This is a genomic window from Bradyrhizobium denitrificans, from assembly GCF_013179005.1.
GTDB classification, from domain to species: Bacteria; Pseudomonadota; Alphaproteobacteria; order Rhizobiales; family Xanthobacteraceae; genus Bradyrhizobium; species Bradyrhizobium denitrificans.
Window position 1 is genome coordinate 76,468 of the sequence record NZ_JABFDP010000033.1, and the last position, 20,374, is coordinate 96,841.

Genomic DNA, 20,374 nt, shown 5'->3' on the forward strand with positions numbered 1-20,374 from the left:
GCAAAGCTTGCGGGGAGCCATCGATGCGCATCTACGGTCCGAACGGCACGACGCTGGGCACGTCCACGAGCTCCACGCGTAAGACCTCGTCGGGCGGGTTCAAGCTGCCGGATGCCGGCACGACGCAGGAGACGCGCGCAACGCTGGCGCCGAAGCAGACCGCGAATATCGACGCGCTGCTGGCGCTGCAAGGGATCGAGGAGGATCCGGCGGAGCGGCGCAAGCGCTCGGTCCAGCGCGGCAAGCGCGCGCTCGACGTGCTCGACGATCTCAAGCTCGCGCTGTTGTCCGGCAAGCTCGACACGCGGATGGCGCTGCGGCTGCGCGACGCCGCGACCGACCTCAAGCAATCCTCGGGCGATCCGCGGCTCGACACCATCCTCTCCGAGATCGAGCTGCGCGTCGAGGTTGAACTCGCCAAGGCCGGGCAGGGCTGAGGTCGAGACGCGCTTACGCCGCCTTCGAGGTCTGCTGCGCGTCATAGCGCCGTTGTGCGGCGCTGACGTCCTTCAGATGCCGCTCCGCCCAGTCGCGCAATGGATCGACCGCGGCGGCCAAGGTCAGACCGAGCGGCGTGATCGAATATTCCACCGTCACCGGCACCGTCGCGATCGCGCGCCGCCGCACCAGCCCGTCGCGCTCCAGGCTCTTCAGCACCTGCGACAGCATCTTCTGCGAAATGCCTTCGATTGTTCGGCGCAACTGGTTGAAGCGCAAGGGTTGGTTGCGAAGCAGGATCAGGATCAGCACCGCCCATTTGTCGCCGACCCGATCGAGGATCTGGCGGGTCGGGCAGTCGGCCGAATAGACGTTCGCGGCTCTCATCGGTTACTCCGGCGTGACCAGGTGATCTTGAAGTGCGCTCTTAACACCAGCAGTCGTTCAGCTATCTAGTTCCTATCGGAAACCGGGGACGCCCGTCCAGGGCTCCGCTCCGAGCGAACCAGACCGAACCTAAGGAGTTGCAAGATGAAGATCGCCGTCGCCGGCGCGTCCGGCCGTGCCGGATCCCGCATCACTGCCGAGCTCGCCGGCCGTGGCCATCAGGTCACGGGCATCGCCCGAAATCCCGACAAGATCCTGGCGCACCCCAATGTCACGGCAGTCAAGGGCGACGCCAATGACCGCGCCGAGCTGGCGCGGCTCTGGGCGGGCCACGACGTCGCGATCAGCTCGATCCATTTCTCGGCCAGCGATGCGGAGACCCTGATCGGCGCGGCAAAGGACTCCGGCGTATCGCGTTACCTCGTGGTCGGCGGCGCCGGCTCGCTCGAGGTCGCGCCGGGCGTGCGGCTGGTGACGACGCCAGGCTTTCCGGCGGCCTACAAGGCCGAGGCCGAGAAGGGCGCGGCGTTCCTTGACCGTCTCCGACAGGAGAAAGAGCTCGACTGGACCTTCCTGTCGCCGTCCGCAATGATCGATTTCGGCAGCCGGACCGGCAAGTTCCGCCTCGGAACGGACCAGCTGCTGGTCGATGCCGAGGGCAAGAGCTTCATCTCGTTCGAGGACTTTGCCGTGGCCATGGCCGACGAAATCGAGCGTCCGGCGCACCGGCGGGCCCGTTTCACGGTCGGTTATTGAGGTTGTCCCACAGCCCCCGCCGGCAGGCCGCGAATTTGCCTGTGCAACGGCGGGGTGCCCGTCTCGATGGAAATATTGTCTGTCACATGAGGCCGCTATATAACGCGGCCGCGAACGGGCGTATTCCGTCCGCCGGTGCCGAGACCGGCGCCAGCACGTACAGATGGGCTGACCTTGGAAAAGTTGAAGAACTACAAACCTTCCGAAAAAGAGCCTTTCATGAACGAACGCCAGCGCGAGTATTTTCGCGCCAAGCTGCTGGCATGGAAGGAGGAGATCCTGCGCGAATCGAAGCTCACCCTGCAGGCTCTGCAGGAGGAGAACGTGAACCATCCCGACCTCGCCGATCGTGCGTCGTCGGAGACGGACCGGGCGATCGAGCTTCGCGCCCGTGATCGCCAGCGCAAGCTGATCTCCAAGATCGACGCTGCGCTTCAGCGCATCGAAGACAATACCTATGGCTATTGCGAGGAAACCGGCGAGCCGATTTCGCTCAAGCGGCTCGAAGCCCGGCCCATCGCAACGCTGTCGGTCGAGGCGCAGGAGCGCCACGAGAAGCGCGAAAAGGTCTATCGCGACGAGTAAGTCGCGAGGCCGGTGAGAGCAAGCGGGGATTGCGGCCGCCCGCCGGGTGCGGTCGTATCGCTGCGCTCTGGGTCTGACGGTATTTTCGTGGGCTGAATCGAGCGCAGTCCCGCAGGGGGCGTCCCCGCCGTTCCCCTTGGTTCAGCCTTTCCCCACGTTGCAAGGAACCTTTCGGCTATTCCCGAGTTGGTGGCAGTTCCATCTGGGAACACGCCGCGGGGGATCATGCGCGAGCCGGAAATGCCAAGGCGCTTGCTCGGGCGCTTACTACCGATGCTGCAGCGTTCCTATGGCGGGATGAGCATCAAGGGACGGCTGCTGTTGCTGGCGGGCATTCTGTTCCTGCCCTGCGTCGGCCTGATTGCCTATGTCATCGCCTCGCTGGCGCAGTCGGCGGACGATTCGATCCGGCGCGGCCTTTCTTATGCAGCCCAGACGATCTCCGGCGCCGTCGATGCCGAGTTGCGCCGCTATATCGCGCTGGCGGAGGTGCTTGCAAAGTCGCCCGAGCTCAGCGCAGCGGATCTCACCGACTTCGAGGCGGAGGCGCGCCGCGTCGGTGCCGTCAGCGGGGACGGCTGGATCATCGTTTCGGATGTGGATGGCCACCTCCTGCTCAACACGGTGTCCGCGCCGGGCAAGCCGCTCGGAGAGCGCACGCCGGAGGGCCGCCGCTCCCAGGACCGCGCCTTTCGATCGGGACGGCCATCGATCTCGGACATCTTCACGGGGCCGAACTCCGGCGCGTGGGTCGCAACCGTCGATATTCCCGTCTTCAAGGACGGCAAGCCGTTCCGTTGCCTGTCGATCGCCATGCCCGAGTCGAATTATACCCGGCTGCTGGCCCAGCAGCAGCTGCCGGCCGATTGGCTGGTCGGCATCATGGACGAAAGCGGCCGCTACATCACCCGTATCCCGAAGAACGCCACGAGCACGGGCCAGCTCGCATCGGCCGGCTGGCGGGCGCATGCGTCGGTCGACGGCATCGCGGAGTTTACCTCGATCGAGGGGGATCGCGTCATCAATGCCAATGCGCACCCGCAGCTGAGCGGCTGGACGGTCGGAGTCGGCATCAAGCGGGGCGCGTTCACGCAGGCGATCTCATCGACCGTCAAGACCGCCACGATTGCGGCAACGACCATTTGCGGGCTCGCGCTGCTGCTCGCGGCCGCGATCGCCGCCAGCATCGCCAGGCCGCTCGGCAGCATCGCGGTCAGGAACTCCATTCCCGGCGAGGCTGCGGCGTCCGATCCACCAGAGGTGCGGGCGCTGAACGCACGCCTTGCCGCAGCCGAGCGGGCACAGGCGGAGAGCGCGCGCATCCTTCAGGAGAACTTCAGGATGCTGGCCAAGGCCAGGGACGATGCATCGCGCAGCGCAGAGCAGCTTCGGCTTGCAGCCAAATATGGCCGGCTCGGGACGTTCATCTGGGACGGCAAGTCCAACACCAGCCATTGGTCTGCGGAGATCGAGGAGCTCTACGGTGTGGCTCCGGGGACCTTCCCCGGCACCTATGACGACTGGCTGGCGCTCGTGCACCCCGAAGACCGGGACCGCGCCGACCGGGATAATCGGAAGGCCCTGATCAGCGGCGAGCTCGATTCGGAATGGCGGGTGCCGCTGCCGGACGGTTCGGTGCGCTGGATCGAGGCGCGCGCCCGCATGCTGTCCGGGGAGGGCAGCAGCGATCTGCAGATGATCGGCGTCAATATCGATGTGACCGCGGCGAAGGAGGCCGACCGGAGGCGCGAGCTGCTGGTTCACGAGCTGGCGCACCGCGTCAAGAACAGCCTCGCCGTGGTCCAGTCGCTGGCGCATCAATTGCTGCCGCGCCAGGACGTCAAGGTCCGCGATTTCATCTCGCGCCTGCATGCGCTGGCCACGGTGCACACCAGCCTCGCCGAGAACGACTGGCAGGGCGCCGATCTCGCGGCGCTGATCCAAAGCCAGGTCGCGCCCTTCGCCAGCACGCCCGATCAGCTCGTGATCCACGGTCCGACCATCCTGGTCCCCGTCGAGCTGACGACCCAGCTGGCGCTGGTCGTTCATGAGATGGCCTGCAACGCCAGCAAATATGGCGCGCTCTCCACCCCGGACGGCCACGTCAACGTCAGTTGGTCGCTCGGTGCCGACGTTCTGCACGTCCGCTGGCAGGAAAGCGGCGGCCCGCCGGCACGTGAACCGCCGGTGGTCGGCTTCGGCAGCCGGTTGCTGACGCGCACCGTCAGACATCTGCAGCGCAGCTTTGGCGAGACCGGGCTGACCTGCCAGTTCGACATGCCCTGGCTGGAAACGCTCGGCCAAGGCCCGGCCGCGGCCGTTGGTGAGGCGACCTGACGGCCCGCGCAGCTGTGGATGGTGGGTGACGGCTCTGACATGGAGGCGCCATCGCGTTCTGTCACAACATGGAGCTCGCAGGAGGACAGGTGAGGGGCGGGCGCAATGAGCGAGGTTCTGGTTACCGGCGGCTCCGGCTTCATCGGGACGCATGTGATCCTGCAGCTTCTGGCCGCCGGCCATCGCGTCCGGGCCACCTTGCGCACGCCCGCTCGGCAGAGCGAGGTGCTGGCGATGCTTCAGCGCGGCGGGGCGACGGACAGCGGCCCGCTGTCGTTCTACGCGGCCGACCTCACGCGTGATGATGGCTGGGCCGAGGCCGCAACCGGCTGCGATTACGTGCTTCACATCGCCTCGCCGCTGCCGGCCCATGTGCCGAAAGACGAAAACGAGCTGATCGTGCCGGCGCGCGAGGGCACCTTGCGGGTGCTGCGAGCCGCGCGCGATGCCGGCGTGAAGCGGGCGGTCGTGACCTCGTCCTTCGCCGCGATCGGCTACGGGCACGTGAGGCGCAGCCATCCGTTCGACGAGACCGATTGGAGCGAGCTCGATGGTCCGGCCGTGCAACCCTATCCGAAGTCGAAGACCTTGGCGGAGCGCGCCGCCTGGCACTTCGTTGCGCAGGAAGGTGGCGGCCTGGAGCTGGCGACGGTCAACCCGGTGGCGGTGCTCGGTCCGGTGCTGGGGCCGGACGTCTCGACCTCGATCGCCATGGTGCAGGCGCTCCTCGCCGGGCGGATCCCGGCCGTGCCCCGCATCAGCTTCGGCCTGGTCGACGTCCGCGACGTCGCCGATCTGCATCTGCGGGCGATGACGGCGCCGGCCGCCAAGGGCGAGCGCTTCCTGGCCATCGCCGGCCCCCCGATGTCACTGCGTGAGATCGCCGAGCTCCTGCGGGTGCGGCTGGGGGCGTCAGGGCGACGGGCGCCGCGCTACGAATTGCCAGACTGGCTGGCGCGCGCGCTGGCCCTGGCAGTCCCGCAATTGCGCGCCGTGTTGCCGCTCGTGGGGCGCTATTGCGAGACCAGCGCCGACAAGGCGAAGCGTCTGCTGGGGTGGAGCCCGCGGTCCAACGAGGAAGCGATCCTGGCCACCGCGGAGAGCTTGATCGGGCAGCTGGCGCGATGACCTGCGTTGCGACGCCGGTTGCGCCGTCGGGCTGCGTCTTCAGGCTGCAGATGAAGCTGAGACGGGATTCGAAATCTCGTTTATAAACAATCTCTTCACCATAAATCCTGCAGCGCCGGTTGGAGCTGTCGGCAAGCGGAGTTGAACGTCCATGGAAGCTGATGCCGCGGCTGCCGCAGCTGCAATGATCGCCCGCGCCAGGGCCGCATTGACACCGCTCGGAGCCTTGCCGCCTGAGCTTCAGCCTGAAGATGAAGCCGCAGGCTATGCCGTGCAGCGCGCTTTGCATGAGCAGGTTGCGGTCCGCCAGGGCGCCCGCGTCGGTTACAAGATCGGCTGCACCAGCAAGGTGATGCAGGACTATCTGCAGATCCCGCACCCATGTGCCGGCGGCGTGTTTGCCACCGGGGTCCATAGCAGCGGCGTGAGCCTGCCGACGACCGGCTACGTCCGGGTCGGTGTCGAATGCGAGATCGCGACGCGGCTCGCGCGGAACCTGCCGCCCGAGGCGGCGCCGTTCACGGCGGAGCGCGTTGCGGCCGCCGTCGGCGCCTGTCACCCGGCCATCGAGGTCGTGGACGATCGCTACGTCAGATGGGAAACGTTGGGGGCACCGACCCTGATCGCGGATGATTTCTTCGCCGCCGGCTGCGTGCTCGGCGCCGCGGTTGCACACTCCGCTCTGCCGGATCTGCTCACCGTGAGGGGACGCGCCATGATCAATGATGAAGTGGCGGGCGAGGGCACCGGAGCGGATGTGCTGGGCCATCCCTTCCATGCGCTCGCTTGGCTCGCCAACCATCTTGCCGCGACCGGGCAGGGGCTGAAGGCCGGCGAACTGGTGCTGACCGGGAGCCTGGTGAAGACGGTCTGGCTGAAGGCTGGCGACCGGGTGCGCATGGAGCTGGACGGGCTCGGTGTGGTCGAGGCCGCCTTCGTGTGAAGGGGACGTCGCAAGCCGGCGTCCGCTCGGCAGCGCCTTCGATCAGTGATGCGCGCAAACGAACACGGCCTCCGGCAGGGGAGCTACCGGAGGCCGCGTATACATTGCCCGCTGCGCCTAGGTTCGCGTTGGACAATGTGGGAGCTCGTGCTCAGGAGAAGGGCGGCGGCTGCGGGAGATGATCCGTGTCGCGCTCGGCCGTTCCTTGCCTGACCCTCCCGCAGGGGGAGGGATTTTCATGCGGGTCCTTCGTTGTTGTCCCGGCGACCGACCGCGGATCGGATCAGCTCGGCGGTGTCTTCATGCGACCGGGCGTGGTGCATCCGCCCGGTCGTCCGCTCATGATCTCTGCCTCAGAACGGCAGCAGGATGTCCATCACCTGCTGGCCGTAGCGCGGCTGCTGCACGTCCGTGATCTGGCCGCGGCCGCCATAGGAGATGCGCGCCTGGGCAATCTTGGTGGAGTCGATCGTGTTGTCGCTCTGGATGTCTTCCGGGCGCACGATGCCGGCCACGATCAGCTCGCGGATCTCGTAATTGACCCGGATCTCCTGCTTGCCTTCGACGACCAGATTGCCGTTCGGCAGCACCTGGGTCACGACTGCGGCGACGCTGGTGGTCAGCGATTCCGAGCGCTGGATGGTGCCCTTGCCGTCGGAGGACGAGGTGCCGTCGGCGGTCAGGATGCGGCCGGGCAGAATGTTCTTGCCGGTGGCGCCGAGCGTCTTCGAGCCGACGAAATCGGTGATCCCCGAGTCTTCTTTGTTGGTGCGGCTGCGCTGCGTTTCGTTGGCGATGTTGGCCTTGTCGGAGATGCTCACCGTGACCGTCAGGAGGTCGCCGACCTGGCGGGCGCGCTGGTCCTTGAAGAAGGCCCGCGAGCCGTTGCGCCACAGCGAGTTCGGCGCGTAGGACACCACCTCCGGCTTCGGCATCGGCATCTGCACCGGCTTGTAGCCCGGCTGTGTCGTCGGATTGTCGATCTCGGTCAGCTTCGGCCGCTCGCCGATCTGCGAGATGCGGTCGATCGAGGAGCAGCCGCCGGCGAAGCTCAGCACCGCGAAGGACACCGAGACCAGCGCGACCCGCCGCAAGCCGGAAGAGTTGTGCGCAACAAACTTGAACATGGACATGGAAGTTACTCGGCTTTCGGGGTGGCGGAGGCAGGAAGGCGGCTGGCGACGGCGACGGGCGCCGGCATCACGGCTTCCGACGTCTGCGCGGGCTTCGCGACGGCGATGTCGACCGAGACCTGGCCGCGGCCGGTGACGCGGCCGGTCACCGTGCGCTTGGACTGCAGATTGAGAACGCTGACGACGTCGCCATCGGTGCCGGCTTCCAGCGCCTTGCCGCGGGTGGTGAGGTAGATGCCGGCGGTCTGGTAGATCAGGGTGACGGTCTGGTCGCGCTGCACCAGGTCGGGCTTGGCGAGGTCGGTCGTCTTCAGCGCCTGGCCGGCGCGGACCGCCCGGCGCATCTGCATGCCGACCGCGAGCTCGCGCGAGGCGGGCTCGCCGCCGGCGAGCTCGGCGCGGGGCCGCCGCTCGATCTGCAGGTCGGAGGAGCGGATCATCTCGTTGCGATCGACATTGCGGATCAGCACGACCGTCTCGACCGTCTCGACCGCGACGCCGGTGTAGCGCAGCTTGATCGGGGTCGCGCCGTTGCCATTGCCGAGCTCGAAATTGACGTCGAACCGGCCGCTGCGCGGATCGAAGCGCACGCTCGTGGGCGCCAGCGTGCCGCTGGCCGAGGCATCGAATTTCAGGTCCTGCACCGGCTGGTCGAAGCTGACGCTGAGGCTGGCCGCGTCGCCCAGTCCGTTGCGGTGCTCGAGCGCCTGGGCCACGGCGGCGCTGACCTCCTTGGCATCGATCGCACGGGCCAGCCGGCTGACCGCGACCTCCTTGATGTCGCGGACATCGACGCCGATGACCTGGTGATTGCGCAAGGCTGCGATGACCTGGGCCGTCGGCAGCAGGCCGGTGGTGCCGAGATCCGGGGCGCGATAGACGGCGATGTTGGCCGCTGCCCCGGCATTCTCGATCAGATCGCCGACGCGGACAATATCGCCGGTGACGTTGACGGTGGCGCGCAGGACGGGAGCCTTGATCTGCGTGTCGGCATCGCCGGCGAGCGCCGACATCGCAGTCGAGGCGAGCAGGGCGGCGGCGAGGACGAGCGAGTGGGCGGTTCGGGTCATCATGGCGATCTCCCTTCAGGCCTCAGCGGAACAGCGCGGTGGTGGACTGCATCATCTGGTCGGCGGCGGAGATGACCTTGGCGTTCATCTCGTAGGCGCGCTGGGCGGCGATCAGCTCGCTCATTTCGCTCACGACGTCGACATTGGCCTGTTCGAGGCTGCCCTGGGTGATGCTGCCGAGACCATCCTGGTTGGCGACGCCGTCCTGCGGCGCGCCGGAGGACGGCGTATCGGTGAACTGGTTGTTGCCGACCGGCTGCAGGCCGGCCTTGTTGATGAAGCGCGTCAGCTGGAGCTGGCCGACGATGTTCGAGGTCGTCGACCCCGGCAGCGTCACCGACACCTGACCCTGCGCATTGACCGTGATGCCCGACGCGTTCTGCGGGATGCTGATCGTCGGCTGCACCGGGTTGCCCTGGGCCGTGACGATGCGGCCCTGATTGTCCATCTGGAACGTGCCGTCGCGGGTGTATTGGAAGGTGCCGTCGGGCATCAGGATCTTGAAGAAGCCTTCGCCTGAGATCGCGAGGTCGAGGCTGTTGCCGGTCTGCGACAGCGTGCCTTGCGTCATCGAGCGCGGCGTGCCGACGGTCTTGACGCCGCCGCCGATGTCGATGCCGACGGGCAGGATCGTGCCCTGGTCGGAGGACTGCGCGCCGACGCGGCGCACATGGTCGTAGATCAGGTCCTGGAACGCCGCCGTCTGCTTCTTGAAGCCGGTGGTGCGGAGGTTGGCGATGTTGTTGGAGATCACCTGAACATTGAGTTCCTGTGCCGCCATTCCGGTTGCCGCGGTGTGAAGTGCCTGCATGTCACGTCTCCTTCAAATCTGTCGCGGTCAGGCCGGAACGTCGGCGAGTTTCTCGATCGCATTCTTGCGCATGTCGCTCTGGACCTGCAGCATGTTGGCGACCTGGGTGTAGCTGCGCATCACTTCGACCATCCTGCTCATCTCGCCGACCGCGCTCACGTTCGACTTTTCGATGTAGCCCTGCTGGACGGTCGACTTCGTATCCGGCTGCGGCGTCACGCCGCCGGCGGCGGAATAAAGGTTGTTGCCTTGCTTCTGCGCCTGTTGCGGGTCGGCGAAGCTGACGAGCTTCAGCTTGCCGCGGATCGAATCGGTGCGGTTGACGCCCTCGACCACCGTGACGGTGCCGTCGGGGGAAATGTTGATGTCGTGGTCGGTCGGCTGCAGCACGATCGGGCCGCCGGTGCCGAGCACGAGATCGCCCGCGGCGGTGACGAGCTGGCCGAGATTGTTCATGTGCAGATTGCCGTCGCGGGTGTAGCGCTCGCCGGCGGCGGTCTGCACCGTCAGGAAGCCGTTGCCCGAAATGGCGACGTCGAGCGCGTTGCCGGTGTGCTGGGCCGAGCCCTGCGAAAAGTCGCGATAGGTGCCGCGGTCCTGGACATAGGACACCTTGCGGCTCGCGCCCGGAAAATTGTCCTCGTGAGCCTTGGAGGAGAGATACTCCTCGAAGAGCTGCTGATCGGCCTTGAAGCCGTTGGTGTTCACGTTGGCGACGTTGTTGGCAACGACGTCGAGTTGTCGCTCCAGCACCATCTGCCGCGACAATCCGATGAGAAGTGCATTCTCCACCGGTCGATCTCCCCTTTTAACGAATACCGCTTTCGGTGCCTCTCCCAAGGCGGCGTCCAGCGGGTCTTCCTGAACCGTTCAGCTCTCCCAAGCCGGCGGGTTCGAGAGGAGTACAGCGAATGTCGTGCCAACTCTGAAAATCGAGTATTTTCAATGGTTTGAATTTCTCACCGCGCCCGAAACACCCGGCAATAACGGCTTATCAACCATAATTGCCCGGCAAGATTTTCCCACCGCCTCAACAAAAGAAAGCTTCCGTTAACCATTGTTACCGTAGCGTTCCCTCAACGAAGCGCAGATGCGCTGGGAGCGTTGGTTTCGCGTCATTGTGCTTTCTGGCGGCATCGGTTCGACTTCCCGTGATTTTCCTTGGGGATCCCGAAGGCCATGGCTGAGAATGAAGGCGGAGCAGGCGAAGGCGAAGAACAAGCCGGCGCGCCGAAGAGCAAGCTCAAGCTGATCATCATGATCGTCGGTGTCCTGGCGCTGCTCGGCATCGGCGGTGCTGCGTATTTCTTCTTCTTCAGCCACAAGAACGACGAGCATCACGCCGAGGCGGCGCCGGCGCCGAAGCCGCCGGCCTTCGTCGAAGTGCCGGATCTCTTGGTCAACCTCGTCGGTAATCCCGGCGACCGCGTCCAATATCTAAAAGTGAAGATCGTGCTCGAGGTGAAGGAGGAGAAGCAGGTCGAGCATATCAAGCCGACGCTGCCGCGCGTCACCGACATCTTCCAGACCTATCTGCGCGAACTCCGCCCGAGCGATCTCAATGGCTCGGCGGGCCTGTTCCGGCTGAAGGAGGAGCTCACCAAGCGGGTCAACGTCGCGCTGGCGCCCAACCAGGTCAACGCGGTGTTGTTCAAGGAAATCGTGGTCCAGTAAGGCACGGAAGCGCAAGATCATGGCAGGCAACGATCCAGTCGACCAAGATGCGATAGCCGCGCAATGGGAAGCCTCGCTCGATTCGGAGGATCCCGCAGAGGCCGCGGAAGCCGCAGCAGCTAACGAGCTCACCGAATCGATGGCCCTGCAATGGGCCGCGATGGTCGAGGACGGCAGCCGCGATTTCGGCGCCACCAAGAACGGCGGCGAGCGGGTGCTGTCGCAGGAGGAGATCGACAACCTCCTCGGCTTCACCGCAGGCGAGGTCAATCTCGACGACCATTCCGGCATTCGGGCGATCATCGATTCGGCGATGGTCTCCTACGAGCGTCTGCCGATGCTCGAAATCGTCTTCGACCGCCTGGTGCGGCTGATGACGACGTCCTTGCGCAACTTCACCTCCGACAACGTCGAGGTCTCGCTCGACCGCATCACCTCGGTGCGCTTCGGCGACTACATGAACTCGATCCCGCTGCCGGCCGTGCTGTCGGTGTTCAAGGCGGAGGAGTGGGAGAATTTCGGGCTCGCGACCGTCGACTCGACCCTGATCTATTCGATCATCGACGTGCTGCTGGGCGGCCGCCGCGGCAATACCCAGCTGCGCGTCGAGGGCCGGCCCTACACCACGATCGAGACCAATCTGGTCAAGCGCCTGATCGAGGTGGTGCTGAGCGACGCCGAGCAGGCGTTCCGGCCGCTGTCGCCGGTGCGCTTCACGATCGACCGTCTGGAGACTAATCCGCGTTTCGCCGCGATCAGCCGGCCCGCCAATGCCGCGATCCTGGTGAAGCTGCGGATCGACATGGAGGATCGCGGCGGCAATATCGAACTCCTGCTGCCCTATGCGACGATCGAGCCGATCCGGCCGGTGCTGTTGCAGATGTTCATGGGCGAGAAGTTCGGCCGCGACCCGGTCTGGGAAGGCCATTTCGCCACCGAGATTGCCCAGGCCGAGGTCGCCGTCGACGCGGTGCTCTACGAGGCCGACGTGCCCCTGAAGCAATTGATGCGGCTCAAGGTCGGCGACACCCTGCCGCTCGACATCCGCCCGGATGCGCTGGTCGCGGTCCGTTGCGGCAGCACGATGCTGACGGAGGGACGCATGGGCCGGGTCGGCGACCGCGTCGCGATCCGTGTCACCAAGAATTTGCGCAAGCCCAATACTACACTCGCAATGTTTGAAGGCGCCGAAGGCCAGAACAAATTGATGGAGGCCCAATGAACCACTCGCTCGGATTGATCATCGAAAGCCTGGTGGCGGTCCTTCTGGTGCTGACCATCGGCTATTGCATGCTGCTGAACTCCAGACTCAAGCGGCTGAAGGCCGACGAACATTCGCTCAAGGCGGTCATCGCCGAGCTGATCACCGCGACCGAGATCGCCGAGCGGGCGATCGGCGGCCTCAAGCTTGCGGTACGCGACGTCAACGAGAATCTCGGCAACCAGCTCGCGGCCGCGACGCAGATGTCGGATCAACTGCGCAAGCAACTGGCCGAGAGCGACGGCGTCGTGCGCCGGCTGTCGCGCATCGCCAGCGCCGCGCGGCCGATCACCGCGCCTGAAGCCGCGTCGGAGCCTGCGCCCGCGCCGGTGCCGGCGATCACTGCCGAGCCGGTCCGCGTCTCCAGCGCCAAGGCGGTCGCCGCAGCGGCTCAGGCATTCTCTGAACGTCGAAGGACCGGTGGCCTCGCTGCATGAATGCGTTTCGTAACATCCGAGTCATTCCCGTCGTCCTGATTGCGGTGGCCTGCCTCGCGGTCCTGAAGGTGGCCGGCCTCGTGATCGATGGCGGCTACGTCTTCGAGTACAATCCGCAGGCGACCAAGCGGTCCTGGGCGCAGGAAAACCTGGGCTATCCGGGCCGCGAGGACAATGACCTCGTCACCGGCTCGACCCATGGCGAGCCGAAGGAGAAGAAGGAAGAGGCGCCGAAGCCGGCCGCCCCGGCGACCAAGCCGGACGGCGTCGTCATCAAGCCGGAAGAAAATCAGCAGCAGGTGTCGCCGGCAGAGAAGGCGATCCTCGAGCGGCTGCAGTCGCGCCGCCAGGAGCTCGACGCGCGCGCCCGCGAGATCGACATCCGCGAGAGCCTGTTGCGCGCCGCCGAGCAGCGCATCCAGTCCAAGACCGAGGAGATGAAGGCGATCGAGAGCCGGATTTCCGGTGCGCAGGCGGCGAAGACGGAGGCCGACAACGCCCGCTTCAAGAGCATCGTCACGATGTATGAGGGCATGAAGCCGAAAGACGCCGCCAAGGTGTTTGACAGGCTCGACATGTCGGTGCTGATCGAGATCGCGTCCCAGATCGCCCCGCGCAAGATGTCCGACATTCTCGGCCTGATGACGCCGGAGGCGGCCGAGCGGCTCACGGTGGAGCTGGCGCGCCGGGCGGGCGCGGACAAGCCCGACACCAGCGCCGAACTGCCGAAGATCGAAGGCAAGATCGTGCCGGTCAGGACCAATTGAACCGCATGTTTAATGCGCCCTTAAACGCCGGCTCCTAGACTTCCGGCGTGGCGGGGCAGGCGTATCCGTCGCGTTACGGATGACGAACTGGAAGCTTGTGACCATGGCGCGCATGACTCCCATCGGATTGCGGTCGCAGGTCCGCGCGCGCATGCGCGCCGGCATTGCGTTGGCGTCGGCCATCATCATCGGAATGCTGCTGTCGACGGTTGCGGCCGGCGCGGCGCCGGTGTCCGGCGAGGCGAGCCTGTCGGCCCAGAACGGCTATGCGCGCCTGGTGCTGAAATTCGCCGAGGATGTCGGCGCCGAGGTGACCACGGCCGGATCGATCCTGCTGATCAGGTTCGATCGGCCCGCCAATATCCCGATCGATCGCTGGACGGATGCGGCGCCGGACTACATCTCCTCGGCGCGTGGCGACCCGGACGGCTCGGCGTTGCGGCTGTCGCTGTCGCGCAAGGTGCGCGTCAACACCATGACCGCGGGCGAGCGCGTCTTCATCGACCTGTTGCCGGACAGCTGGACCGGCCCGCCGCCGCCGCTGCCGGCCGAGGTGGTGCGCGAGCTTGCCGAGCGCGCCCGCGCCGCCGAGCGTGCGCTGCGGCTGCAGCGCGCAGAGGCGGAATCCAAGAAGCGCCCGCCGATCCGGGTGCGCGCGCTGGTGCAGCCGACCTTCGTGCGCTTCGTGTTCGAGATCCCCGACGGGGTCGGCATCTCCTCGGTGCTCAACGACCAGAAGCTGTCGCTGTTCTTCACGGCGCCCCTGTCGTTCGATCTCGCCGACGCCAAGATCGTGGCGCCGCCGAACGTCGCCGCGATCAATCAGCGCATCGACGGCACCAGGACCGTGGTCGAGATCGGCATGATCGGCGAGGTCGACGTCCACGCCTTCCGCGACGAGAAGAACTACAATATCGACGTGGCCTATGTGCAGCCGGACAAGAAGGTGGCCGCGGTCTCCTCCGATACGCTGCCGGGCGCCAATGCGGCCGCCGCCGAGAAGCCCAATGGTGACAAGCCGAATGGCGAGAAGCCGAAGCAGGCCACCCTGCCGGAGATCGTGCCGCCGACCTCCGAGACGATCGCGAAAGAGATGAAGGCCGAGGCCAAGCCCGCGCCCGCCATGGCCACGCCAGCGACCGAGACCGCCGCCGCGCCGGCCATGGCCGAGAAGGCCGAGCCGGCCAGGCCCGAAGCTGCCAAATCCGAGCCGCCGCAGGCCGAAGCCGCCAGGGCCGAGCCGAAGCTTGAGGCTGCCAAGCCCGAGACGATGAAGTCCGAGACGACGAAGTCCGAGACGGCAAAGTCCGAGGCAGCGAAGCCCGACATCGCCAAGGCCGAACCCGCCAAGCCGGTCGAGAAGATGGCCGAGAAGCCCGTGGAGACGACCGCGAACGGGGCCGCCACGCTCGAAGCGCTGCGCGACAGCGACGGCCTGCGGCTTACCTTCGGCTTCGGCCAGGTCACGCCGGCGGCGTTGTTCCGCCGCGGCGACACGGTATGGATGGTGTTCGATTCGACCAAGCCCGTCGATGTCGAGCCGATCAAGGCCAAGGGCGGCGCCATCGTCGGCGAGGCCAACCGGATGCCGCTCGACAAGGGACAGGCGATCCGGATCAGGCTCAACCGGCCGCAGATGCATTCGCTGTCCAGCGACGATGGCGGCCGCAGCTGGACGCTGTCCTTTGCCGACAAGGGCCAGAGCAACCAGCAGCCGCTGATGGTGATGCGCAATGTCACCGATCCCGCGCTGGCCAATGTCATGGTGCCGCTCGCCAATCCCGGGGCAGGGTTGCTGCACCGGCTGACCGATCCCGATGCCGGTGACACGCTGCTGGTGGTGACCGCGCCACCGCCGATCCGCGGCTTCATCAAGCGCCAGGATTTCGTCGACCTGTCGCTGCTCGATTCCATTCACGGCATCGCGGTGCGCCCGAATTCGGAGGATGTCGCTGTCGAGATCGCGCCCGACAAGGTGATCCTTGGCCGTCCCGGCGGCCTGACTTTGTCCTCGATCGGCTTCTCGCCGGAGCGCGCGCCGACCGCCGTCCGGCCGATGTTCGACATCGACGAGTGGCAGCGTAACCAGAACCAGCCTTTCCTGGCGCGCCAGGACGCGCTGATCAAGGCCGCCGCCGATGCGGAGCCGGAGCGGCGCGCCCAGGCGCGGCTCGCGCTGGCGCGCTTCTACATGGCGCGGGCGATGTATCCAGAGGCGCGCGGCGTCACCAACCTGATGATCTCGGACGGTGATCCGCGCACCGACGAGACCGCGATGCTGATGATCCATGCGGTCGCCAGCATCCTGATGGGACGGCCCGATCAGGGCCTGAAGGATCTCGCGACGTCCTCGATCGGCAACAATTTCGACTCGCAGATGTGGAAGGGCCTCGCTTATGCGCGGCAGGGCAAGTTTGCCGACGCCCGCGAGAAGCTGAAGAATGTCGAGTTCGCCATCGCCTCGCTGCCGCTCGACCTGCAGCGCATCGTGATCGCGGATGCGATGAAGTCGGCGCTCGAGATCAAGGATTTCGCCGGTGCTGCCAAGCGGCGGGCCGAGCTCGACGTGACCGGCGTGTCGCCCGACATGAAGCCGGACGTGGCCGTGCTGCGCGGCCGGCTGGCCGAGGCCATGGCGCAGGAGAAGGATGCGCTCGACGAGTATCGCGCCGCGATCAATTCCAGCGACCGGATGGCCGCGGCCGAAGCCAAGCTCCTGGAGATCAAGCTGCTGCAGAAGCGCGGTGAGATCAAGCCGGCCGATGCGCTGAAGGAGCTGGAGACGCTGCAGGCGATCTGGCGCGGCGACGTGGTCGAGGTGCAGGCCTTGCAGATGATGTCGCAGCTCTATGAGGAGGCCGGCCGCTATGCCGACTCGCTCGAAGCCGCGCGCATGGCGACCCGCCTGATGCCGAATTCGGACATGGCGCGCCAGGCCCAGGACAATGCATCACGGCTGTTCTCGCAGCTGTTCCTCAGCGGCAAGGCCGATGACCTGCCGCCGGTCGACGCGCTCAGCATCTTCTACGGCTTTCGCGAGCTGACCCCGATCGGCCGGCGCGGCGACGAGATGATCCGCAAGCTGGCCGATCGCCTGGTCGGCATCGATCTGCTCGATCAGGCCGCCGAGCTGCTGCAGTACCAGGTCGATCGCCGTCTCGAAGGCGCGGCGCGGGCCCAGGTGGCGGCGCGCCTCGCCATGGTCTATCTGACCAATCGCAAGCCGGATCGCGCCATCGAGGCGCTGCGCACGACCCGCATTGCCGATCTCTCGGGCGAACTGCGCCAGCAGCGGCTGCTGCTGGAGGCACGCGCCAACAGCGACATCGGCCGTCATGATCTCGCCCTCGACATCATCACCAACGTGATCGGTCGCGAGGCGATCCGGCTGCGCTCCGACATCTACTGGGCGTCGCGGCGCTGGCGCGAGGCTTCCGAGCAGATCGAGCTCTATTACGGGGACCGCTGGCGCGATTTCCGCCCGCTCAATCCGGCCGAGCGCGGCGACATCCTGCGCGCCGTCGTCGGCTATGCGCTGGCTGACGACGCCATCGGCCTGGCTCGCTTCCGCGAGAAATATGCGCCGCTGATGACCGGCGAGGCCGACAAGCTCGCCTTCGACGTCGCCAGCAAGCCGGCGAGCGGATCCAGCGCCGAGTTCGCCCAGATCGCCAAGATGGCGGCGAGCGTCGATACGTTGGACGGCTTCCTGCGCGATATGAAGGCGCGCTTCCCCGACGCGACCGGCAAGTCGTCGCCGGAAGGCGGCAAGGATGCCGCCAAGGTCGAGCCGGAGACCACCGGGAGCCTGCCGCGCATCAAGGGCGTCAAGCAGGCGATCGTCGGCCGTTGAGGTCGACGCATGGCGCACGGGCGGGAGGACATGATCAGATGACCAAGCCGACCAAGACCGAAGCCGAGCTCATCGCGATGGCCAAGGAGGAGCTGAAGGCGCGGGTCGATTGTCCCGCCGGCATGGCGATCTCGGTGCTGCGCTGGGGCACCAAATGGGAGTTCCGCGCCAAGGCCGACCCGGGCACGGCGACGCTGCCGGGCTATCCCGAGAGCGTCGCGATGCTGGTGAAGATCGGCGATCAGCTGAGCAAGCAGTACGACGTCGCAGGCTGAGGCGAAGCAGCTGCTCGCAGCTGGGGCCGGGGGCCGCATGACCAGGGCGCGGGCGCCCCGGTGCGGTGGACCAGGCCAGGCATGGAGAGCTACTTCTTCGGCCGGATGGCGTCGGCCGTGGCCTGGATGAAGGCTTGGATCTTCACCACGTCCTCCTCCTTGAGCTTGTCGGTGAAGTCGGGCATGCCGCGCTCGCGGAACGGTCCGTTGAAGACGATGTCCTTCAGCTTGGTGATCTCTTCGGCCGGCACGTAGCCGAGATTGCGGATGTTGCCGCCCTTGTCCACGCCGGGCACGCCGTGGCAGGTGGCGCAGGCGGCGATGTAAAGCGCGGTGCCCTCGGGCACGTCCTTGGGATCATATTTCACGCCCTGCAGCAGTCCCTCGGTCTGGTACTTCACGAACTCCGGCAGCTTGGCCTTGGCGCCGACGGCAAAGGTGTAGACCGTGCCCGGAGTCCGCAGTTCGGTGGCGCGCTGCGCCAGCCCGTAGACACCGCCCCAGCCGACGGCGATCGAGACATATTGCACCCCGTCGATCATGTAGGTCGAGGGGGCCGCGACGACGCCGGTGCCGGTGGGCGTCTCCCACAGCATCTTGCCGTTCCGCGCATCATAGGCCACGAAGCGGCCATCGGCGGTGCCCTGGAAAACCAGATTGCCAGCCGTCGTCAACGTGCCGCCATTCCAAGGCGAGACGTGCTCAATGCGCCAGACTTCCTTCTGCTGCACCGGATCCCAGGCCAGTAGGCGTCCGAACGCCGGGGCCTTCGGCGGCGTCGCGTTCAGCATGAAGCCGAGATTCCACGCCGTGACCCCGCCGAACTTGCCCGGCGTCGGCGCATTGTTCACGAAGCTCTTCTCCGGTGTGAGGTTGACCGGAATGTTCTGCGCCGGGAGATACACCAGCCCCGTCTGCGGATTGAACGACATCGGGTGCCAGTTGTGGGCCCCGTAGGGGCCGGGAACGGAGTCGTAGGGATCATCGCCGCGCGCGGCGGGCACTTCGATCGGACGGCCATTGGCGTCATAGCCGGTGGCCCAGTTCACATCGACGAAGTTCTTGGCCGAGATGAACTTGCCATTGGTGCGGTCGATCACGAAGAAGAAGCCGTTCTTCGGCGCGTGCAGGATCACCTTGCGCGGGGTGCCGTCGATGGTGATGTCGGCGAGGATCATCGGCTGGGTCGAGGTGTAGTCCCAGTGATCGCCGGGCGTCTCCTGATAGTGCCAGACATATTTGCCGGTGTCGGCATTCAGCGCGACGATCGAGGCGAGGTAGAGATTGTCGCCGCCGGACGGGCTGCGGATCTTGCGATTCCACGGCGCGCCGTTGCCGGTGCCGAGATAGACCATATTGAGGTCGGGGTCGTAGGTGATCGTGTCCCACGGCGTGCCGCCGCCACCATTGATCCAATATTTGGTCGACGGATTCCAGGTCTTGGCGGCCGTCGCCATCGACTCGTCCTCGAACGGCTTCGATGGATCGCCGGGGATGGTGAACCAGCGCCATAGCTGATTGCCGGTTTCGGAGTCATAGGCGGTGATGTAGCCCCGCGCGCCATATTCCGCGCCGCCCTGGCCGATCACGACCTTGCCGTTGAAGGCGCGCGGCGCGCCGGTGATGGTGTAGGAATGCTCGTGGTCGATCAGCGTGTCCTTCTCCCAGACCTTCTGACCGGTCGCAGCATCGAGCGCGATCAGTCGGCCGTCATAGGCGCCGACGAACACTTTGCCCTTGTAGACCGCGACGCCGCGATTGACGACGTCGCAGCATCCTTTGTAGCCCAGCTCGCGTTTCACGCCGGGATCGAAGGTCCAGATCTTCTTGCCGGTGCGGGCATCGATCGCGTGGACGACGCTCCACGAGGCGGTTTGATACATGATGCCGTCGACGACGACCGGCGTGGCTTCGACGCCGCGCTCGGAGTCGAGATTGTAGCTCCACGCGAGCCCCAGATCCTTGACGTTGTCGGTGTTGATCTTGTCGAGCCTGCTGAAGCGCGTCTCGGCATAATCGAGGCCGATCGTCGGCCAGTCCTTCGATGTCGCGGTATTGGCCTTGATCATGGTGCTGTCGACGGCGGAGATCGCTGCCTTGATGCGATCGGCCGACAACTCCTCCGCAGTCGCGTGGTCTGCCGGCATCGTCACAGCGACACATAAGGCCGCTGCCGTGCTCCAGGCAGCATGAATCCAGGCCGGACGCGGGCACTTCGTCACTTCCATATCGTTCCTCCGTGGATCTCTCGCGGATCCTGCGATGATCGTAGAGGGCGATCAAAGTCTGCGTCAAGAACGACACGCCCGATGCAAGGCTGAAGTTGCGCGCTGAGACTATTTGTTGATCGTGTAGTTGCGGACATCGCGCGTCATGTCCGAGCCTCCCTGAATTGTTAGGATAAATTCCCGATCATGAGATGTAATAACTCCGCCGTTTTCGTCTCCAATTTCTGGCTTCACGATCGCCGTACGACCAGCTAGGTTCTGTACTCATAAATGGATTCCGTTAGCTGACGA

The 20,374-nt window shown here is 65.9% G+C and carries 18 protein-coding genes; 12 read left to right on the plus strand and 6 right to left on the minus strand.

The window, feature by feature from the left end:
* Positions 1–23 precede the first annotated feature (23 nt).
* Positions 24–437, plus strand: a complete 414-nt coding sequence (locus HL671_RS30965) for a flagellar assembly protein FliX (RefSeq protein WP_172241664.1) — start codon at positions 24–26, stop codon at positions 435–437.
* A 13-nt stretch (positions 438–450) separates the two neighbouring features.
* Here HL671_RS30965 and HL671_RS30970 read toward each other — a convergent pair whose 3' ends face one another.
* Positions 451–825 (minus strand): winged helix-turn-helix transcriptional regulator, encoded by a 375-nt coding sequence (locus HL671_RS30970; protein ID WP_012045439.1) that lies wholly within the window; start codon positions 823–825, stop codon positions 451–453.
* A 144-nt stretch (positions 826–969) separates the two neighbouring features.
* On the opposite strand from HL671_RS30970, the gene HL671_RS30975 reads away from it, so the two are divergent.
* The 5 genes from HL671_RS30975 (at position 970) to HL671_RS30995 (ending at position 6,574) form a co-directional block, all read left to right on the plus strand.
* Positions 970–1,581, plus strand: coding sequence for an NAD(P)-dependent oxidoreductase (locus HL671_RS30975; RefSeq protein WP_012045438.1), 612 nt, complete (start codon positions 970–972; stop codon positions 1,579–1,581).
* A gap of 219 nt (positions 1,582–1,800) precedes the next feature.
* Positions 1,801–2,166, plus strand: coding sequence for an RNA polymerase-binding protein DksA (dksA, locus tag HL671_RS30980; RefSeq protein ID WP_172114412.1), 366 nt, complete (start codon positions 1,801–1,803; stop codon positions 2,164–2,166).
* A 240-nt stretch (positions 2,167–2,406) separates the two neighbouring features.
* Positions 2,407–4,503 (plus strand): sensor histidine kinase, encoded by a 2,097-nt coding sequence (locus HL671_RS30985; RefSeq protein ID WP_246706015.1) that lies wholly within the window; start codon positions 2,407–2,409, stop codon positions 4,501–4,503.
* A gap of 105 nt (positions 4,504–4,608) precedes the next feature.
* Entirely contained in the window at positions 4,609–5,631 is a 1,023-nt protein-coding gene (locus HL671_RS30990; RefSeq protein WP_172241670.1) for an SDR family oxidoreductase, read from the plus strand.
* Positions 5,632–5,782: 151 nt separating this feature from the next.
* Positions 5,783–6,574, plus strand: a complete 792-nt coding sequence (locus HL671_RS30995; RefSeq protein ID WP_012045435.1) for a 2-keto-4-pentenoate hydratase — start codon at positions 5,783–5,785, stop codon at positions 6,572–6,574.
* Between the two features lie 353 nt (positions 6,575–6,927).
* On the opposite strand, the gene flgH is transcribed toward HL671_RS30995, so the two are convergent.
* From flgH to flgF, 4 genes are read right to left on the minus strand one after another with little or no spacing between them, the layout of a single operon-like run.
* Positions 6,928–7,707, minus strand: a complete 780-nt coding sequence (gene flgH, locus HL671_RS31000; protein ID WP_172241673.1) for a flagellar basal body L-ring protein FlgH — start codon at positions 7,705–7,707, stop codon at positions 6,928–6,930.
* A gap of 5 nt (positions 7,708–7,712) precedes the next feature.
* On the minus strand, positions 7,713–8,780 hold the full coding sequence (flgA, locus tag HL671_RS31005) for a flagellar basal body P-ring formation chaperone FlgA (RefSeq protein ID WP_012045433.1): 1,068 nt from the start codon (positions 8,778–8,780) through the stop codon (positions 7,713–7,715).
* Positions 8,781–8,799: 19 nt separating this feature from the next.
* On the minus strand, positions 8,800–9,588 hold the full coding sequence (gene flgG, locus HL671_RS31010) for a flagellar basal-body rod protein FlgG (protein ID WP_012045432.1): 789 nt from the start codon (positions 9,586–9,588) through the stop codon (positions 8,800–8,802).
* Positions 9,589–9,615: 27 nt separating this feature from the next.
* Positions 9,616–10,380, minus strand: a complete 765-nt coding sequence (gene flgF / locus HL671_RS31015) for a flagellar basal-body rod protein FlgF (RefSeq protein ID WP_012045431.1) — start codon at positions 10,378–10,380, stop codon at positions 9,616–9,618.
* 387 nt (positions 10,381–10,767) lie between these two features.
* Between flgF and fliL the strand changes: the two genes are divergently transcribed.
* The 6 genes from fliL (at position 10,768) to HL671_RS31045 (ending at position 17,855) form a co-directional block, all read left to right on the plus strand.
* Complete coding sequence (gene fliL / locus HL671_RS31020) at positions 10,768–11,262, plus strand: flagellar basal body-associated protein FliL (protein WP_012045430.1); 495 nt, start codon at positions 10,768–10,770, stop codon at positions 11,260–11,262.
* A 19-nt stretch (positions 11,263–11,281) separates the two neighbouring features.
* Positions 11,282–12,484 carry a flagellar motor switch protein FliM gene (fliM, locus tag HL671_RS31025; RefSeq protein ID WP_012045429.1) on the plus strand — a complete coding sequence of 401 codons (1,203 nt, stop codon included), beginning with the start codon at positions 11,282–11,284 and terminating at the stop codon, positions 12,482–12,484.
* Complete coding sequence (locus HL671_RS31030; protein ID WP_012045428.1) at positions 12,481–12,960, plus strand: DUF6468 domain-containing protein; 480 nt, start codon at positions 12,481–12,483, stop codon at positions 12,958–12,960. The genes fliM and HL671_RS31030 overlap by 4 nt, the downstream gene beginning before the upstream one ends.
* A complete protein-coding gene (locus tag HL671_RS31035; RefSeq protein WP_012045427.1) occupies positions 12,957–13,727 on the plus strand; it encodes a MotE family protein in 771 nt (256 codons plus the stop codon). The genes HL671_RS31030 and HL671_RS31035 overlap by 4 nt, the downstream gene beginning before the upstream one ends.
* A 103-nt stretch (positions 13,728–13,830) precedes the next feature.
* On the plus strand, positions 13,831–17,580 hold the full coding sequence (locus HL671_RS31040) for a tetratricopeptide repeat protein (RefSeq protein WP_172241676.1): 3,750 nt from the start codon (positions 13,831–13,833) through the stop codon (positions 17,578–17,580).
* Between the two features lie 38 nt (positions 17,581–17,618).
* A complete protein-coding gene (locus tag HL671_RS31045) occupies positions 17,619–17,855 on the plus strand; it encodes a hypothetical protein (protein WP_012045425.1) in 237 nt (78 codons plus the stop codon).
* Between the two features lie 89 nt (positions 17,856–17,944).
* Here the strand turns inward: HL671_RS31045 and HL671_RS31050 are convergent, their stop codons facing one another.
* Positions 17,945–20,083: a PQQ-dependent dehydrogenase, methanol/ethanol family gene (locus HL671_RS31050; protein ID WP_172241679.1), complete on the minus strand. Its 2,139-nt coding sequence runs from the start codon at positions 20,081–20,083 to the stop codon at positions 17,945–17,947.
* Between the last annotated feature and the right edge of the window lie 291 nt (positions 20,084–20,374).

What these genes read in the sequence shown, in the direction of transcription:
- HL671_RS30965 (WP_172241664.1), top strand. Translation starts at nt 24, where the DNA reads ATGCGCATCTACGGTCCGAACGGCACGACGCTGGGCACGTCCACGAGC.
- HL671_RS30970 (WP_012045439.1), bottom strand. Translation starts at nt 825, where the DNA reads ATGAGAGCCGCGAACGTCTATTCGGCCGACTGCCCGACCCGCCAGATC.
- HL671_RS30975 (WP_012045438.1), top strand. Translation starts at nt 970, where the DNA reads ATGAAGATCGCCGTCGCCGGCGCGTCCGGCCGTGCCGGATCCCGCATC.
- dksA (WP_172114412.1), top strand. Translation starts at nt 1,801, where the DNA reads ATGAACGAACGCCAGCGCGAGTATTTTCGCGCCAAGCTGCTGGCATGG.
- HL671_RS30985 (WP_246706015.1), top strand. Translation starts at nt 2,407, where the DNA reads ATGCCAAGGCGCTTGCTCGGGCGCTTACTACCGATGCTGCAGCGTTCC.
- HL671_RS30990 (WP_172241670.1), top strand. Translation starts at nt 4,609, where the DNA reads ATGAGCGAGGTTCTGGTTACCGGCGGCTCCGGCTTCATCGGGACGCAT.
- HL671_RS30995 (WP_012045435.1), top strand. Translation starts at nt 5,783, where the DNA reads ATGGAAGCTGATGCCGCGGCTGCCGCAGCTGCAATGATCGCCCGCGCC.
- flgH (WP_172241673.1), bottom strand. Translation starts at nt 7,707, where the DNA reads ATGTCCATGTTCAAGTTTGTTGCGCACAACTCTTCCGGCTTGCGGCGG.
- flgA (WP_012045433.1), bottom strand. Translation starts at nt 8,780, where the DNA reads ATGATGACCCGAACCGCCCACTCGCTCGTCCTCGCCGCCGCCCTGCTC.
- flgG (WP_012045432.1), bottom strand. Translation starts at nt 9,588, where the DNA reads ATGCAGGCACTTCACACCGCGGCAACCGGAATGGCGGCACAGGAACTC.
- fliL (WP_012045430.1), top strand. Translation starts at nt 10,768, where the DNA reads ATGGCTGAGAATGAAGGCGGAGCAGGCGAAGGCGAAGAACAAGCCGGC.
- fliM (WP_012045429.1), top strand. Translation starts at nt 11,282, where the DNA reads ATGGCAGGCAACGATCCAGTCGACCAAGATGCGATAGCCGCGCAATGG.
- HL671_RS31030 (WP_012045428.1), top strand. Translation starts at nt 12,481, where the DNA reads ATGAACCACTCGCTCGGATTGATCATCGAAAGCCTGGTGGCGGTCCTT.
- HL671_RS31035 (WP_012045427.1), top strand. Translation starts at nt 12,957, where the DNA reads ATGAATGCGTTTCGTAACATCCGAGTCATTCCCGTCGTCCTGATTGCG.
- HL671_RS31040 (WP_172241676.1), top strand. Translation starts at nt 13,831, where the DNA reads ATGGCGCGCATGACTCCCATCGGATTGCGGTCGCAGGTCCGCGCGCGC.
- HL671_RS31045 (WP_012045425.1), top strand. Translation starts at nt 17,619, where the DNA reads ATGACCAAGCCGACCAAGACCGAAGCCGAGCTCATCGCGATGGCCAAG.
- HL671_RS31050 (WP_172241679.1), bottom strand. Translation starts at nt 20,083, where the DNA reads ATGGAAGTGACGAAGTGCCCGCGTCCGGCCTGGATTCATGCTGCCTGG.